Source organism: Leucobacter sp. 7(1) (genome assembly GCF_900163635.1).
Classification (GTDB): Bacteria; Actinomycetota; Actinomycetes; order Actinomycetales; family Microbacteriaceae; genus Leucobacter.
The window spans coordinates 16,824-31,386 of sequence record NZ_FUID01000028.1 but is presented as its reverse complement, the minus strand read 5'-3'; the positions used below and the strand labels follow the sequence as shown (position 1 = coordinate 31,386).

Sequence of the window (14,563 nt, the reverse complement as noted above, 5' to 3'; positions counted from 1 at the left end):
GCGACCCGTCGCCGAAGTCTTTAGGATTGTAGTTGAAAGAGCACGACCGCTATGACTGGTCGATCTCAGGACAGAAAGTGGAATTATGTCGGGCACCATGGTGACACGCCACGCAGCCCCGCTCCGGGAGCAGGTTGCCGATGCGATCCGCACCGAGATTATTGACGGCGCACTCGCGCCGGGCGAACGGCTATACGAGAAGGCGCTGTGCGACCGGTATGCGGTCTCGCGCACCGTCATTCGCGAGGTCCTTCGGCAGCTCGAGTCTGAAGCCCTTGTGACGGTCCGCCCCGGCCACGGACCGATGGTCACGGTGCTCACCCCCGCTGACATCGAGGCCCTCTACGAGGTGCGCCAAGAACTTGAGGGGCTCGCCGCCGAGTTTTTTGCTCGCCGCGCCACTGCTGAGCAGGCACGCGAGATGCTTGAGCTGGTGTCCGGTATGGAGCAGAGGTATCTGCACGGCACGCTCGAGAGCCGCGGGGAGAGCAAAAACGAGTTCTACCGGTTACTCCTCGATGGCGCCGGCAACCCGGTACTGACGAGTCAGCTGGCCGGGATCCACGCACGGATTGGAATCTTCCGTCATTTTTCCTTCGTGGATCCCGTCCGCGTGAGCATTTCATACCCCGAGATCGTCGCGATCGCCAACGCTGCCGCACGCGATCGCAACCCCGGAGCCGCTCGAGCGCTCTCGGTTCGACACATTGAGCACGCGAGCCAACTTGCGGTCCTCGAATACACCAAGCGGTTCTCAGGCACCGGTCTTGTCGACGGCGCGACCCACGGGCTTCGCGAGCAGGACTAGCCTCGCAGCTGGACCGTAGCCTCCTCGTCGACCTGTAGCTCGTGCGACATTACGTCGGCGACGAACACGACCCCATAGTCACGACGGGCACCGGCGAAGCTCACGTATCCAGCCAAAACGTCAGCGCGAACTTCTGCGGCTGCCCGTTTGAACGGGTCCCCATATCCGCCTCCACCGCTCAACCGATGCCCCAAAAACTCGCCTGCTCCGAGGCCGATGCTGCCGATCAATGGGGCATCCGCAATGTCGCCAGACGCGGTCACGATGTAGGGCTCTGATGCCGCAGCATCCCCCCCACCGACTACACCGCGTGGCGGATTCACGCTGCCGTCCGTAACGTAGTACGCGGTGAGTGGAGCGTGTGAGGGTCCGTACTCGAGGATTGTCCCAGGGGCACCGCGCCACTCTCCCGCCCCCCCAGAGTCCGGACGGACGCGTAGCTGACGCACGTGAAGCGGGTACTTCTGCTCGTCGACTTCAACGCTGTCGCGCAGCATAAGGCCATTCGTCACCGAGTTTCCGTACGTCAGCCACCCGTCGTGCCCCGGACTCGCAGGCCCGCCTTGGCTCCCGAGAAACAGCTGGTTAATGTAGTCAACCGGCTCGCCTCCGCGATGATCCTTCCCCGACACCACGGCGAACCCGGCGCCCAGACCACTCGATCCCTCTGCTTGTCCCTGTCCCGGCCACTGCTCAGCGATAATACGCTGCGTTGTCATCACCAAGCGCTCTCCGATGTTCGTCGTTGCGACGGACGTCGAGTGCGGGAATTTCGGCCGCCCGACGATGCAGTTGTCGCGAAGCAGCACTTCGATGCACCGAAAGCTTCCCGCGTTGCGTGGAACAGACGCGTCAAGACAGTTCAGTACGCCCGTCATCGAGTTGTTGATCGCGCACGTCTCTGACTCGTTGATCCCGCCGTCAACACAATCGATATTGTCGCGCAGATCGATGACGATGCGTCCTTCAGTTGGGAGCACGTCAACGGTCACATTGATCGGTACGCCGTCAGGTGCGAGGTCTCCGACAGGGTCGTGCACCCCTGTTCCCTGAGCCCGCCCCGGGGCCATCTGCCCGATCGTGTCGCGCATGAGCAGTTCCGAATAGTCGAACCAATCATCGATGAAAGCCCCAATACGGTCCGCGCCATACTTGTTCGTCAACTCCTGAAGGCCCCGCTCGCCGATGCGCGCGGCCCCCACCATCGCGAGATAGTCGCCGTACCACTGCCCAGGAACCCGGATCCGGTTTCGGCACATTGTGATGATGTCCTCGATATCGCTAAAGTCACGCTGCACCTGAGTCGCCCTGAACACCAGAGCGCCCTCCTCATATACGTCGCGCGCGAATGGCATGTAGGTGGTCGGAACGGAGTTACCGATATCCGCTTGGTGCGCCTTCGCGAGCGCCGTGAACATGTGCTTGCCCCCGACGAACACCGGTACGAGCAAGGTGTGGTCCGCCGCGTGTGTATTCCCCGCGTAGGGGTCGTTGTGCAAGAACGCGTCACCCTCGCGAAGGTCGGGATGGATCTCGGTCATCGCCTGCCCGAGCCGGTCGCTGCCGATAACGTGCACCGGCAAGCCCTCAGCCGTGGCAAGCAGGCGGTTGTCGCCGGTGATGATGCTGCACGAGAAATCACGCGCCATATTCAGCACAGCCGAGCGGCCCGCACGCAACAGCGTGTTTTCCATCTCTCGAACGATCCCGTCGAGACGGTTCGCAATGACGGACATCTCGACTATGTCTGTTTCGTACACCTGGCTCATGACTGATCTCCTGTTCGATCGGTGTGGGACTGGGCAGTAAGTCTGTAGTCACCAGAGGGTAGGACTTCGAGTGTTTGTTCCGGGTAGATCACGATGGTGGTGATGTCTTCCCGAATGATCGCTGGGCCGGCGACGCTGCCACGAGTCTGCACGTCCGCCGCATCAAAGACCGGGGTGTCCTGCCATCCAAGACCCTCGAAATACGCTGGTCTTGACACCGCAGCGGCGTCCCCAGTCGCCGAGACGAATCTGTTCTCCGCCGCTCCTGCCAAGACACGCACTCTGGCTCGCGCCCCCCACGAAATGATCTCAACGTGTTCGCCCGGCTCATGAACCCCAAAGACGCGTTCATGCTCGCGGTGGAAGGCGTCCTCGATCGCCGCGGCATCCAGCTGGCTCAGCTCCGACTTACTCCCGAGTGTGATTGTGAGTTCCCAAGCTTGCATCGGGTACCGCGCCTGCATGTAGTAATCGGTCGTCGCTGCTGCAATAGTCTGAGCGTCGAGCGTCGCAAAGAACTCGCTCGCTGAGTCGCCAACGCTACCGACCGCGTTGTTGTCGACCGTGAACTCGGCCTGATCGGTGCTCATGAAGGTGGGGACATCGAACTCACTCACGATGTCAGACCCCAGCGCGCCGTATGCGCTCATGGCCCCGGCCGCTTTAGGAAGAATCACGGCACCAGCTCCGAGCTCGCGCGCAATCAATCCCAGAGTGAGTCCCGAGGCCCCACCGCCAGCAACAACGACGAGTTCGCGCGCATCGATCCCACGCGCGACGGTCTTCTCCCGAATCGCCGTCACGATGTTGTCAACGGATATGTGCAGCGCAGCTCGGGCCGCTTCCTCGACGGACATGCTCGTCTGTTCCCCGATCTCGCGCAGCGCAGCCCTTGCGCCATCGATGTCGAGAGCGAGGCGGCCGCCGAGAAAGTTTGAGGAGTCCAGATACCCGAGGACGAGCGCCGCATCCGTCACAGTCGGTTCGCTCCCGCCGCGTCCATAGCAGACGGGCCCCGGCTCGGAGCCGGCGCTCAGCGGCCCAACTCGCATCATTCCACCGCCATCGACCCACACCACTGACCCGCCACCCGCGCCGATGCTCTCAATATCAACCGATCGGGTGCCGGTGATATCGCCCACCCACTTCCCACCAAGCCAGGTGTCGTTGGTGCGCGCAATCTCTCCGTGCTCCACCACGGCAAGATCGAAGGTCGTCCCGCCCATGTCTGTCACCAAAATCGTGTGACCAGCTGCGCCGCCGGGAAGATTCCGATCCGCAACGTCGATCGCAGCGAGCGGTGCCATCGACGGACCCGAGCCAATCGAGTAGACGGGCTGCTCCGAGATCCGGTCGGCGTGCCACCCACCGCCGTATGAGGTAGAGATGAGAAGCGTTCCTGCGAAGCCCGCCTCGTCAAGATCATGCTCGAGATCAGCAAAGAACTGCTGCATCGCCGGCTTCAGCGACGCATCGATCGCCGTAGCTGAGGCACGGCGATATTCGCGGATGCTCGGGTTCACCTGGTGCGACAGGGTGAACGGCACACCCGGCAGGTGCTCACTAATGAGTTCTCCGATACGAAGCTCGTGCAGGGGGGAGGCAATCGACCAGAGCAAGCACACCGCAATCGCCTCAACGTCTGCCTCACGGCAGGCTCGAAGTGCTGCGATCACCGTCAATTCATCGAGGGGGAGATACACCTCGCCGTCGCTCGTCACCCGCTCTGCAATCTCAAATGTTAGATAGCGCGGCACAAAGGCCCTGCGGTAATGCAGCCGCCGAAACGGGTCCGGTTTTCCACCCTCGCGCAAGAGCAGCACGTCGGGGAAGCCAGCGGTTGTGAACAGGGCGGTGCGCGCCGACTGCCCGGTCACCACAAGGTTCGTTGAACGCGTCGTTCCGTAGTTAATCTGGGCTGAACTCCGAATGAGAGCTTCAACGCTCAGCCCGATCCTGCCGGCAATGTCTTCGAGGCCGTGCGCAATCGCACGGTACGCGCGGTCGCGCGTTGTCAACGCCTTCGACATATACACCTTGTTGTCTGGGTCGCGAACAACCACATCTGTGAAGGTCCCGCCGGTGTCCACTGAGACTCGATACACGTCTGCTCCTTGTCTGGATACGTGAGATCATCAGCGACCTCATCGTCTGCGGAAACCACAGCGTATTCTCGCCAGACAGGGTTCTCAGCGGTATGTGCGCACACTGTCTCATATTGAATCACCCGGATGCCAGTCCGAGGCACGGCTCCAACTTCGTCACCCCCCCCCGATCTACACTGCTGGCTCACGGCGGCTCCCAGGCACCACCCACGTATCGATGGCGCTCTATGCGAGCTAGAATCGACACTGTGCTGCTTTCAGATCGTGACATCAATGCCGAACTCGAGTCCGGCCGAATCACCCTCTCCCCGAGCGAGGCCTCGATGGTGCAGCCGTCGAGTGTTGACGTGCGGCTTGACCGCTACTTCCGCCTCTTCGACAACCACAAGTACGCGGTCATCGACCCGTCCGAGGAGCAGCCGGAGCTGACCCGCCTCATTGAGGTTGACCCTGAGGAGGGTTTCATCCTCCACCCCGGCGAGTTTGTCCTCGGCTCGACCTACGAGCAGGTGGGACTTCCCGATGACATCGCGGCACGCCTCGAAGGCAAGAGTTCGCTCGGCCGCCTCGGACTGCTGACGCACTCGACCGCCGGCTTCATCGACCCCGGCTTTGAGGGCCACGTCACGCTGGAACTCTCGAACGTCGCGACGCTGCCAATCCGGCTGTGGCCCGGCATGAAGATCGGGCAGCTCTGCTTCTTCCGCCTGACGTCACCGTCCGATCGCCCCTACGGTGCGGGCGCGACGTTCTCACGTTACCTGGGCCAGCGCGGCCCGACGGCCTCGCGCTCGTTCCAGAACTTCCACCGCGCCGATGTGACGTCGACGGCGGCGGGCGCCCCCGGCGCGTAGCGCTCGCGGCGGGTCACACCCGCTAGCGCGTCGCCTTCGAGTCACGCGCCGCCTGTGCCGCGAGCATGTCGTTGTAGGCGTGCAGCTCGGCCTCGCCTGAGCGATCCGCGGCCCGGTCCTTGCGCTTCTGCTCCTTCGTGTCGCTACGCGACCACTGCACTGCGACCACGAGGGCAAGCGCGAGCGTCGGAAGCTCGCCGATGCCCCAGGCGATGCCACCGCCTGCGGCTTGATCCTCGATCGGGATCGCGCCCCAGGTCCGGCCCATCGCACCGTACCAGTCGGCGAGCATCAGCCCGTCGCCGGTCATGATCGTGACCCCAAAGAAGGCGTGAGAGGCCATCGTCGCGAACAGCGTGACGAGTCGCAGCGGGTATGGGAAACGATACGGGACCGGGTCGACACCGATCATGGACAGGCTGAAGAGGTACCCGGCGATCAGGAAGTGAATGATCATCCACTGGTGCCCCAGGTGCTCGGAGGCTGCCCAGCGCGCGATCGGCGTGAAGTAGAACACCCACAGCGATCCGGCGAACACCACTGCCGCAACGGCCGGGTGCGTGATCACCTTGGAGTACGGCGTCTGGATCGCCCACATGATCCACTCACGCCCACCCCAGGACCCGTCCGTGCGCTTCTCGATTGTGCGCAGCGCGAGCGTGATCGGTGCCCCGAGCACGAGGAGCAGCGGGATCAACATCGTCAACATCATGTGGCCGAGCATGTGCACGCTGAACAGGTACTGCTCGTACGCGTTGAGCGCACCGTTCGTCGTGTAGAACAGTCCGAGCAGGCCCAGGAACCACGCGATCGTGCGCCCGATGGGCCAGGAGTCCCCACGCCGTTTGAGGCGGACTACACCCGCGATGTAGAGCGCCAGGCCGAAGACGCACACGAGCACCCAGGCGAGGTCGAACTTCCATTCCGTAAGGTAGCTCATCGGGGTGAGCTCAGGCGGCAGCGGATCCCCGGTGAGCCACTCCGCGGGGCTGATGTCCCCGCCCTGATCGCGCGCGGGTTCGAACGAGACGGGTGTCGCGGTGCGACCGAGCGCCCCGGCGATGCCGCTCGCCAGGCCCATCACGGCGAGTTCCGCGAGCACAAACCAGATGAAGGCGCGTTGGCCGGCGACGGAGTCAGCGATGCGCGGGATCAGTCGCGTGCGCTGGATCGCGCCGAACACGCCCAGGGCCAGGAGTGCCCCCGTCTTCCACATCAGCAACTGGCCGTAGCCGGTGCCGAACAGCGCATCCAGGTTTCCGACGCGCATCCAGCCGCTGACAACGCCGGAGGCCGCGACACCCACAAACGCAAACAGGGCCAGCGTGGAATACCTGGCGGTCAGCACGGAGAGGCGTTGCCTGTCAACAACGCGGGCGAGGAACACAAGCGTGAGGAGCCCACCCAACCAGACCGAAGCCCCGATCAGGTGCACCAGCAACGAGTTCACGGCCTGACTGTGGTTTGAGGAGCCCGCGGCGTGCCCCTGCAGCGCGAGCGGCAGCGTTGTTGCCAGGGCGGCGAGCAACACGAGCAGAGTGAGGCGTCGGTCCCGGATCGCGAAGGCCATCACTGTCGTCGCGGCAGCGAGCAGCAGCTCAATCAACCAGAGCCGACCCAGCTCAATCTCCGTGACGAACTGTGCCAGTCCGGCACCGAAGGCCGCATCTCCAGAGAACGGGAGGCCGGAAAGATCCACATACGTCACAAGCAGCGTCGCGGCGCTGGCCACGGTCAGCATTGCTGCGGATCCGGCCGCCACATCGAGGGCGGTTCGCGCCTCGGCGCGGTCGCTCGCGAGCGCCCAGATCGCCATGACAACCGAACCGATCAGCCCCGCCATCGCCACGTTCACGAGGGTCCGAGTCAGGGGCACCGCGTATCGCACAAACGTGCCCGGATCAGCGAGTGCGCGCTCGTTGGCTGCTCCGCCGATCGCGAGCCCAAGGAACAACGCGGCGATTGTCGCCGCGAGGAGGAGAGCAGGGGCGAATACACGGAGAGAACGAGGCACGCACCTAGCCTACGGCCTGGTCGATGTGCATCAGATCAGCACGCTACGGCTCAGACACAGACACCCCCGGCGCCGAGGCGCCGGGGGTGTCTGTACGGTGGGTGAAATTACTTCACGGCAGCCTTCAGCTTCGAGCCGACCGACACCTTGACGCGCTTGCCCGCGGGGATATCGATGGTCTCGCCCGTGCGGGGGTTGCGGCCCGTACGTGCAGCCGTGGTTGCGGTCTCGAACGAGATCCAGCCGGGGATCGAAACCTTCTCGCCACCGGCGACGGTCTCGGAGACAGCAGCGAACAGCCCGTCCAGCACGCTGGAAACTGCGGCCTGGCTCTGGCCGGTCTCAGCGGCGATCTTCGCGACAAGCTCGGTCTTGTTGAGTGCCATGTTGTGTCCTTCCAGGGCGACGACAGCAAATGGCCGAGCCCCTGATCTGGTTCAGGTGTCCCCACCGATTTGGAGGGTCCGATCGGTTGATCGCTACGAATCTACCTCAGTTTGGCGGTTTTCTGCGGATCTTCCCGCGGCAATTCCGCGCGGCGTGTCGTCAGGGAACGCAAAAGCGGGCGCGAACCCCGAAGGATTCGCGCCCGCTGAGAGTCCGCTGTTACCAGCTCGACTTGGTGATGCCGGGCAGCTCGCCACGGTGTGCCATGTCGCGGAAGCGCACACGGGAAACACCGAACTTCGACAGGACGCCACGGGGACGGCCGTCGATGACGTCGCGGCTCCGCACGCGCACGGGCGACGCGTTGCGGGGCAGCTTCTGCAGGCCAACACGTGCAGCTTCGCGGCTCTCTTCGGTCCCGTTCGGGTCGACGAGGGCCTTCTTCAGCTCGAGGCGCTTCGCGGCGTAGCGCTCAACGATGACCTGACGCTGCTTGTTCTTTGCAATCATGCTCTTCTTAGCCATGTTTAACGCTCCTCTCGGAAATCAACGTGCTTACGGACCACGGGATCGTACTTCTTCAGCACGAGGCGGTCGGGGGTGTTGCGACGGTTCTTCTTGGTCACGTACGTGTAACCGGTACCTGCCGTCGAACGAAGCTTGATAATCGGACGTACGTCCTTATCCTTAGCCATTAGATCTTCACCCCACGCTTCTGCAGATCAGCAACGACGGACTCGATGCCACGGGCATCGATGACCTTGATGCCCTTAGCCGACAGGGTGAGCGTCACCTTGCGGCCGAGCGAGGGCACGAAGTAGGTCTTCTTCTGGATGTTCGGATCGAACCGACGCTTGGTGCGACGGTGCGAGTGCGAAATGTTGTGTCCAAAGCCGGGAACGGCTCCGGTCACCTGGCACACTGCTGCCATGATGTTTCCTCTCATACCGTGAGACCGGACGGCCTCACCCAAGATTTCTTGTCTGCGAGGGCACGCGCACGCGAAGTGATTCGCAGCGAGCCTTGCTCCCCCGCGGTCTGTGCACTGGGACGGCGCACAGCCAAGGGGAAAGTCTACCCGCCTCGGCACTCAGTCGCAAGCCGGGCGTGTTGGCGTAAGTGACTAGTGCAGAATCGCCCCGAGCAGCGCGGCGAAGAGGAGCCCGCCGACGCTCGCGAGCAGTGTCCCGAGACCGCCCTGGCGAGTGAACATCGACGGCACGCGCTCCGTCAGCCAGCGTGGGTCCGCACCAATCGCAGCCAGGGTCTCGACCGGCGCGCGATCATCAAACACGGCAATGTCGGGGTATGCGGGATCCAATACGACCGCCGCAGGGGTGCCACGGGTGAGGCCGTAGCGCGACGGAACCACGGCGTACACGCTCCGCGGGGCACCCTGCGCAGGCAAGACGTGCAGCAGCGCAAGGCGTGCGGGCTCCGGGGTTCCGGGCCACAGCATCGTTGCGGACTGCGCGAGCGGTCGGCCGTACACCCGATGCACCCGTGCCGGCGCGGGCTCGCCGGGGACCTGCCCGGCCGCCATCGCCTGTGCGCGCTGCACAACTGTCCGGTCGATGGCGGCGTTCATGCGCTGCGACACGACAAGGTTCGCGATCACCGCACCGAGCAACAGGAGCGTCACCCACGGCCCCATCCGAGAACCGGTCCCAAACGACCAGAGGATGGCACCGAGTAGCGCCCCCAGCACGGCGCCGACGACGATTCCGTACAAGCGATGCTGCGTCCAGTCCATGGCCCCATCCTCGCACGCTGTGCAGCGCGTTCCCCGAACAGGTGCCGCATTCGACCCCGCCACTTCCCTGTGTTCGGGCCGTGCGAATAGGCTGTGCGCATGGCAGCAACGCAGGAGCCTCGGGCCGCGATCCGGTATGTCGCGATTGGCGATAGTTTCACCGAAGGGGTTGGCGACGAGCGGCCCGACGGTTCGGTACGCGGCTGGGCGGACCTTGTGGCGCAGGGACTCGCCGACGCCACGGGCGCTCCCGTGCAGTACGCGAATCTGGCAATCCGCGGCCGCCTCCTGGGACCGATCATTGCCGAGCAACTCGATCCGGCGCTGGCCCTCGCCCCCACGCTCGTCAGCTTCAATGGCGGCGGCAATGACATGCTGCGCCCCGGCACCGACCTGGCCTGGATCGCCGCCGAGACCGAGTCGGCACTGCGCCGGATGCAGGACGCCGGTGCCGAACCGCTGCTGCTCGCGGGTGCCAACCCGACCGGCGGGCTGCCCGGAGGTGGGCGCGTGCGTGCGAAGGGAGACGAGCTCGCACGCGTGGCAGGCGGGATCGCAGAACGCCTCGGCATCCGATACACAAACAACTGGGCGGACGCCGATCTCGCGGGGCGTCAGTACTGGTCCCACGACCGTCTGCACCTCGCGCCGGTGGGCCACCACCGGGTCGCCGCGAACGTCCTGCGCACGCTGGGCTATGCCGCCCCTGAGGACTGGGTGATGGAGGCCGCGGCCGTTCCCGCCCCCTCCGCCCGCGATCAGCTCCGATACACCCGCGAGCACGTGGTCCCGTGGGTGCAGCGACGCCTCACCGGCCGGTCAAGCGGCGACGGGCGATCCGCCAAGTTTGCGAGCTGGAGCTGGGTGGAGCCGCGCCACACAAGCTAGCGGGTGCGCGGCCACCGCCGCCCCATGTTCATCCCAGGGGATGACACGTGTCGTACCAGGGGATGATGCGCCCGGTTCACGGGCCGACAACACTGGAACAATCGACCGTTTTGTCATGCCTTGAGCGAGCCGCATCCGCGCGGTCCCCGTCGCGCTTCGAGGCCCACACCGAAAGGCACCATGTCCTTCCTCACCCGTACGAGTCTCGCCAACCGGCTGATCGTGGGGCTCATCACCCTCGCCGTTGCGGTGCTCGGCCTCTTCTCGATGAGTTCGCTCAAGCAAGAGCTGATGCCCTCGATGCAGGTGCCCATGGCATTTGTGTCCGTGCAGTCGCCCGGCCTGGCACCGGAGGAGCTCTCCCGCGCCGTCACCGAACCTACAGAGCAAGCGCTCAGTGCGGTGCCGGGGATCACGCGGGTGACCTCAACAACCTCGAGTGGTGCCGCGGACATCATGGTCGAGTGGCCGTTCGACGGCGATGAGGAGACTCTGCCGAAGATCCGTGCCGCGGCGGAGGCGCTGAAGCCCACCTTCCCGCAGGGCACCGAGGTCACGGTCTTCTCGGGCGGTGCCGATGACATGCCCGCGATGGTGCTCAGCGCGGGCACCTCCGGCGACCACGACGCGTTCAGTGATGCGCTTGCCCAGACCGTAGTCCCGGCCTTGCAAGGTGTCAACGGCGTGCAGAAGGTGACGCTCGCTGGCGGCGAGGAGCAGCGGATCCTGATCGACCTGCGGCCCGCAGACGTGACGCGTTTGAAGGTGGATCCCGCACAGATTGCTCCCGCACTCGAATCACACGGTGCCGCAATTCCGGCCGGACAGGCTGATTCTCCCGAGGGCCCCCTCTCGGTGACCGTCGGCGCCGCCCTGACCTCCGTCGAGGAGATCGCCGCAATCCCGCTGACCGTGGAGAACGGTGTGGTGAGCCTCTCCGACTTCGCGGACGTCTATGCCGAGACCGTGCCCGCCGAGTCGATCTCCCGCGTCAACGGCAAGCCCGCCCTGACGCTCCAGATCACCCCCGGCCAGGGGGCGAACGTTGTCGATATCTCCCACGCGGTGAATGCCGAGCTTGACCGTCTCGCACCCACCCTGAAGGCCGAGTTCGTCACGCTGTTTGACCAGGCCCCCTTCATCGAGCAGTCGATCCACGATCTGTCAGTCGAGGGCGGCCTTGGGCTGCTCTTCGCGGTACTCGTGATCCTCGCGTTCCTCGGCTCATGGCGTTCAACGATCATCGCCGCGGTCTCAATCCCACTGTCGCTCCTCATCACCCTGGTGGGCCTGTGGTGGAGCGGCAACACCTTGAACATCCTGACGCTGAGTGCGCTCACGATCGCGATCGGTCGCGTGGTTGACGATTCGATCGTGGTGATCGAGAACATCTCGCGTCGTCGCGGCGCGGGGCACCTCACGGTAGAGGGCGTCGTCGCCTCGGTGAAGCAGGTCGCCGGCGCAATCACCGCGTCCACACTCACGACTGTCGCCGTCTTCCTGCCCATCGCGTTCGTGTCGGGCATGGCCGGGCAGCTCTTCCGCCCGTTCTCGATCACCGTGTCGATCGCGCTTCTGGCCTCCCTCGTGGTGGCGCTCACGATCGTGCCGGTGCTCGCGTACTGGTTCATTCGCGGCAAGGAGCGGCGTGCGGACGCCGCGAACCCCGCGAACCCCGCGGCCGAGTCTGCGCTGGATCCCGCGGCGGATCCGACGCTCGCCACCTCCGGCGAGGCGAGCGACGACACCATCGAGCTCAGCCGTCCGGTTCCGGCAATCGCCGATGGGGGTGAGCACTCGGACCTCGACGAGATCCATACCGCCCCGGATCGACTGCAGCGCACCATCATGCCCGCGCTCAACGCCACGCGTCGCCACCCCGTCATCACCCTGGTGTCCTCGGGCCTGATCCTGGTGGGGACGCTCGCGATGGCGACGATGATCCCGACCGATTTCCTCGGCTCGTCCGGAAACGAAAGCCTCCAGCTCACGCAATCTCCGCCCGAAACGGGGAACACCACCGACCTCGTCGCGCTCGCGGAGCCCGTCGAAGCCGCGCTTGACAAGGTGCCTGGCGTGCGCGATGTGATCACGACGATTCCCGTGAGCGTTGCGGGGACCCCCACTCAGCTCTCCTATGACGTCCAACTGGAGGACGGCGCAGAAGCCGAGCAGGTTGGCGACAAGGTGCAAGACGCGCTCGACAAGCTGAAAGACGTCGGCGAGGTCCAGCTCCTCACCCAGGACGCGTTTACCGGCGGTGCCGGCGGATCCGGCATCGCCCTCCAGATTCGAGGCAACGATCCAGCCGCGCTGCGCGCGGCGAGCGAGCAGCTGGAGAAGCAGCTCGCGGACGAGCCTGGAGTGCAGTCCGTCACCAGTGAGCTCGCGGGCGAACAGCCCGTGGTGCGCGTGCGCCTGAACGAGCTGCAGGCCGCGAACATCGGTTTCGATCCCGCGTCCGTGGCGCGCGCCGTGACCGAGGCGCTTGAGGGCCAGAACGTGGGCCGGATCATGCTGGAGGGGCGCGACCGCGACATCGTGGTGCGCACCCCGGGTACGGAGCGCACCGCCGAGCAGCTCGGTGACATCATGCTCCCAGTGACCCCGCAGCAGACGATGCAGGCACAGAAGATCGCCGCCGACGCCCTCGAAGCGAAGGGCAAGGCCGAAGCCGAGGAACAGCGCCTCAAGGCGAACGCCGAACTCACCCAGCAGATCAACGAAGCCGCCGCGCAGCGCAGCGAACTCGCCGCGCAGATCGGGCCGCTGTCCGAGCAGCTCGCACAGCTCATGGCCGCGCCGATCGTGCCCGAGCCGCCGTTGTCCCCCGAGGACGACTCGATGCTGCGCGCCACGCAGGAGCGTGCCGAGCAGATCGGCGCCCTGCAAGAGGCGATCGCGGGTGCCCAGGGCGGCGTCTCGGGGCTGGATGAGCAGCTCGCTGCGCTGCGCCAGGGACAGACGGACGCGGCCACCCAGCTCGCGGACGCGCAGGCCGCCGAGGCCGAGCAGAAGGCCGCGACTGAGCTCACCGGCACCGCGATCCCGCTCAGCGCGATCGCGGAGGTCTCCGAGGAACTCACCGCTCCCGTCATCAGCCGGGCCGACGGCGAACGCCAGGTGGCGCTCACGGTCACTCCGAAAAAGGGCCAGCTCGATCAGGCATCCGCCGCGATTGACCGCGCCATCGCAACAACAGATCTCCCGGCAGGGGTGAGCTTCGAACTCGGTGGCGTCAGCGCGGAGCAGGACGACGCGTTCGCGCAGCTCGGTGCCGCGATGCTGGGTGCGATCATGCTGGTACTGCTTGTCATGGTGGCGACATTCCGGAGCTTCCGCGGCCCGTTCGTGCTGCTCGTATCGATCCCGTTCGCGGCAACCGGTGCGATCCTCGGACTGTTCGTCACGGGCACGCCGCTGGGCCTCCCGGCCCTCATTGGTCTCCTGATGCTGATCGGGATCGTTGTGACAAACGCGATCGTGCTCATGGACCTGGTGAACCGACTCCGCTCCGCGGGCGCGGATCTCGATGAGGCTGTGGAACATGGTACGCGCCTGCGCCTGCGCCCCATCCTCATGACGGCGGCAGCGACGATCTTCGCGCTGATCCCGATGTCGCTTGGCCTGACCGGCGGCGGCGTGTTCATCTCGAAGCCACTGGCGATCGTCGTGATCGGCGGGCTCATCTCCTCGACGCTGCTCACGCTGATTCTGGTGCCGATCCTCTACACCCTGGTGGAGCGTCGTCGCGACAAGAAGCTCGCCAAGCGCGCGGGCCGGCGCGAGCGTCGTGCCGAGCGGCAGGCGGAACGCGCGGACATGCGCGAGACGCAGCGGCAGCTGGCGGGCACGGGCCAGGCACGGACCCCACGTCCGTCGCGTGCCGAACGCAAGCGCGCGCGGAAGGACGGTGGCGACCCCGAGGAGCCGACCGAGTTCACCGAGCTCGCGTAGCTGTGGGGGCGGCGACGCCGCCCCCACC

Annotated in this window: 12 protein-coding genes; 4 read left to right on the top strand and 8 right to left on the bottom strand. The window is 65.3% G+C overall.

Going from position 1 to position 14,563, the window contains the following annotated elements; all coding sequences use genetic code 11:
* Window positions 1–85 precede the first annotated feature (85 nt).
* The gene (locus FM113_RS06800; RefSeq protein WP_087012851.1) at window positions 86–808 is read left to right on the top strand and encodes a GntR family transcriptional regulator; all 723 of its coding nucleotides are present in this window, start codon (window positions 86–88) and stop codon (window positions 806–808) included.
* On the opposite strand, the gene FM113_RS06795 is transcribed toward FM113_RS06800, so the two are convergent.
* Complete coding sequence (locus FM113_RS06795) at window positions 805–2,577, bottom strand: hydantoinase B/oxoprolinase family protein (protein ID WP_217895967.1); 1,773 nt, start codon at window positions 2,575–2,577, stop codon at window positions 805–807. The two genes, FM113_RS06800 and FM113_RS06795, sit on opposite strands and share 4 nt — an antisense overlap.
* Window positions 2,574–4,682 carry a hydantoinase/oxoprolinase family protein gene (locus FM113_RS06790; protein ID WP_087012849.1) on the bottom strand — a complete coding sequence of 703 codons (2,109 nt, stop codon included), beginning with the start codon at window positions 4,680–4,682 and terminating at the stop codon, window positions 2,574–2,576. Before FM113_RS06790 ends, FM113_RS06795 begins: the two co-directional genes overlap by 4 nt.
* A gap of 248 nt (window positions 4,683–4,930) precedes the next feature.
* Here FM113_RS06790 and dcd point away from each other — a divergent pair, with 248 nt between their 5' ends.
* Entirely contained in the window at window positions 4,931–5,536 is a 606-nt protein-coding gene (gene dcd, locus FM113_RS06785) for a dCTP deaminase (RefSeq protein ID WP_087012847.1), read from the top strand.
* A 22-nt stretch (window positions 5,537–5,558) separates the two neighbouring features.
* Here dcd and FM113_RS06780 read toward each other — a convergent pair whose 3' ends face one another.
* The 6 genes from FM113_RS06780 to FM113_RS06755 all read right to left on the bottom strand — a co-directional run bounded on the left by FM113_RS06780 (window position 5,559) and on the right by FM113_RS06755 (window position 9,690).
* On the bottom strand, window positions 5,559–7,550 hold the full coding sequence (locus tag FM113_RS06780; protein ID WP_087012845.1) for a cytochrome c oxidase assembly protein: 1,992 nt from the start codon (window positions 7,548–7,550) through the stop codon (window positions 5,559–5,561).
* Between the two features lie 107 nt (window positions 7,551–7,657).
* Window positions 7,658–7,936, bottom strand: coding sequence for an HU family DNA-binding protein (locus tag FM113_RS06775; protein ID WP_087012842.1), 279 nt, complete (start codon window positions 7,934–7,936; stop codon window positions 7,658–7,660).
* 220 nt (window positions 7,937–8,156) lie between these two features.
* Complete coding sequence (gene rpsN / locus FM113_RS06770; RefSeq protein WP_087012840.1) at window positions 8,157–8,462, bottom strand: 30S ribosomal protein S14; 306 nt, start codon at window positions 8,460–8,462, stop codon at window positions 8,157–8,159.
* A gap of 2 nt (window positions 8,463–8,464) precedes the next feature.
* On the bottom strand, window positions 8,465–8,632 hold the full coding sequence (gene rpmG / locus FM113_RS06765; RefSeq protein ID WP_087012838.1) for a 50S ribosomal protein L33: 168 nt from the start codon (window positions 8,630–8,632) through the stop codon (window positions 8,465–8,467).
* Window positions 8,632–8,868 carry a 50S ribosomal protein L28 gene (gene rpmB / locus FM113_RS06760; protein ID WP_087012835.1) on the bottom strand — a complete coding sequence of 79 codons (237 nt, stop codon included), beginning with the start codon at window positions 8,866–8,868 and terminating at the stop codon, window positions 8,632–8,634. The genes rpmG and rpmB overlap by 1 nt, the downstream gene beginning before the upstream one ends.
* A gap of 192 nt (window positions 8,869–9,060) precedes the next feature.
* Window positions 9,061–9,690 (bottom strand): hypothetical protein, encoded by a 630-nt coding sequence (locus tag FM113_RS06755; protein ID WP_087012834.1) that lies wholly within the window; start codon window positions 9,688–9,690, stop codon window positions 9,061–9,063.
* A 99-nt stretch (window positions 9,691–9,789) separates the two neighbouring features.
* Between FM113_RS06755 and FM113_RS06750 the strand changes: the two genes are divergently transcribed.
* Entirely contained in the window at window positions 9,790–10,578 is a 789-nt protein-coding gene (locus tag FM113_RS06750; protein ID WP_087012832.1) for an SGNH/GDSL hydrolase family protein, read from the top strand.
* Window positions 10,579–10,758: 180 nt separating this feature from the next.
* Entirely contained in the window at window positions 10,759–14,535 is a 3,777-nt protein-coding gene (locus tag FM113_RS06745) for an efflux RND transporter permease subunit (protein ID WP_087012830.1), read from the top strand.
* The last annotated feature ends 28 nt before the right edge of the window (window positions 14,536–14,563 follow it).

Coding starts and splice junctions, on each gene's coding strand:
- FM113_RS06775 (WP_087012842.1), bottom strand. CDS start 7,936: ATGGCACTCAACAAGACCGAGCTTGTCGCGAAGATCGCCGCTGAGACC.
- FM113_RS06750 (WP_087012832.1), top strand. CDS start 9,790: ATGGCAGCAACGCAGGAGCCTCGGGCCGCGATCCGGTATGTCGCGATT.
- FM113_RS06800 (WP_087012851.1), top strand. CDS start 86: ATGTCGGGCACCATGGTGACACGCCACGCAGCCCCGCTCCGGGAGCAG.
- rpmB (WP_087012835.1), bottom strand. CDS start 8,868: ATGGCAGCAGTGTGCCAGGTGACCGGAGCCGTTCCCGGCTTTGGACAC.
- rpmG (WP_087012838.1), bottom strand. CDS start 8,632: ATGGCTAAGGATAAGGACGTACGTCCGATTATCAAGCTTCGTTCGACG.
- FM113_RS06795 (WP_217895967.1), bottom strand. CDS start 2,577: ATGAGCCAGGTGTACGAAACAGACATAGTCGAGATGTCCGTCATTGCG.
- FM113_RS06745 (WP_087012830.1), top strand. CDS start 10,759: ATGTCCTTCCTCACCCGTACGAGTCTCGCCAACCGGCTGATCGTGGGG.
- FM113_RS06755 (WP_087012834.1), bottom strand. CDS start 9,690: ATGGACTGGACGCAGCATCGCTTGTACGGAATCGTCGTCGGCGCCGTG.
- rpsN (WP_087012840.1), bottom strand. CDS start 8,462: ATGGCTAAGAAGAGCATGATTGCAAAGAACAAGCAGCGTCAGGTCATC.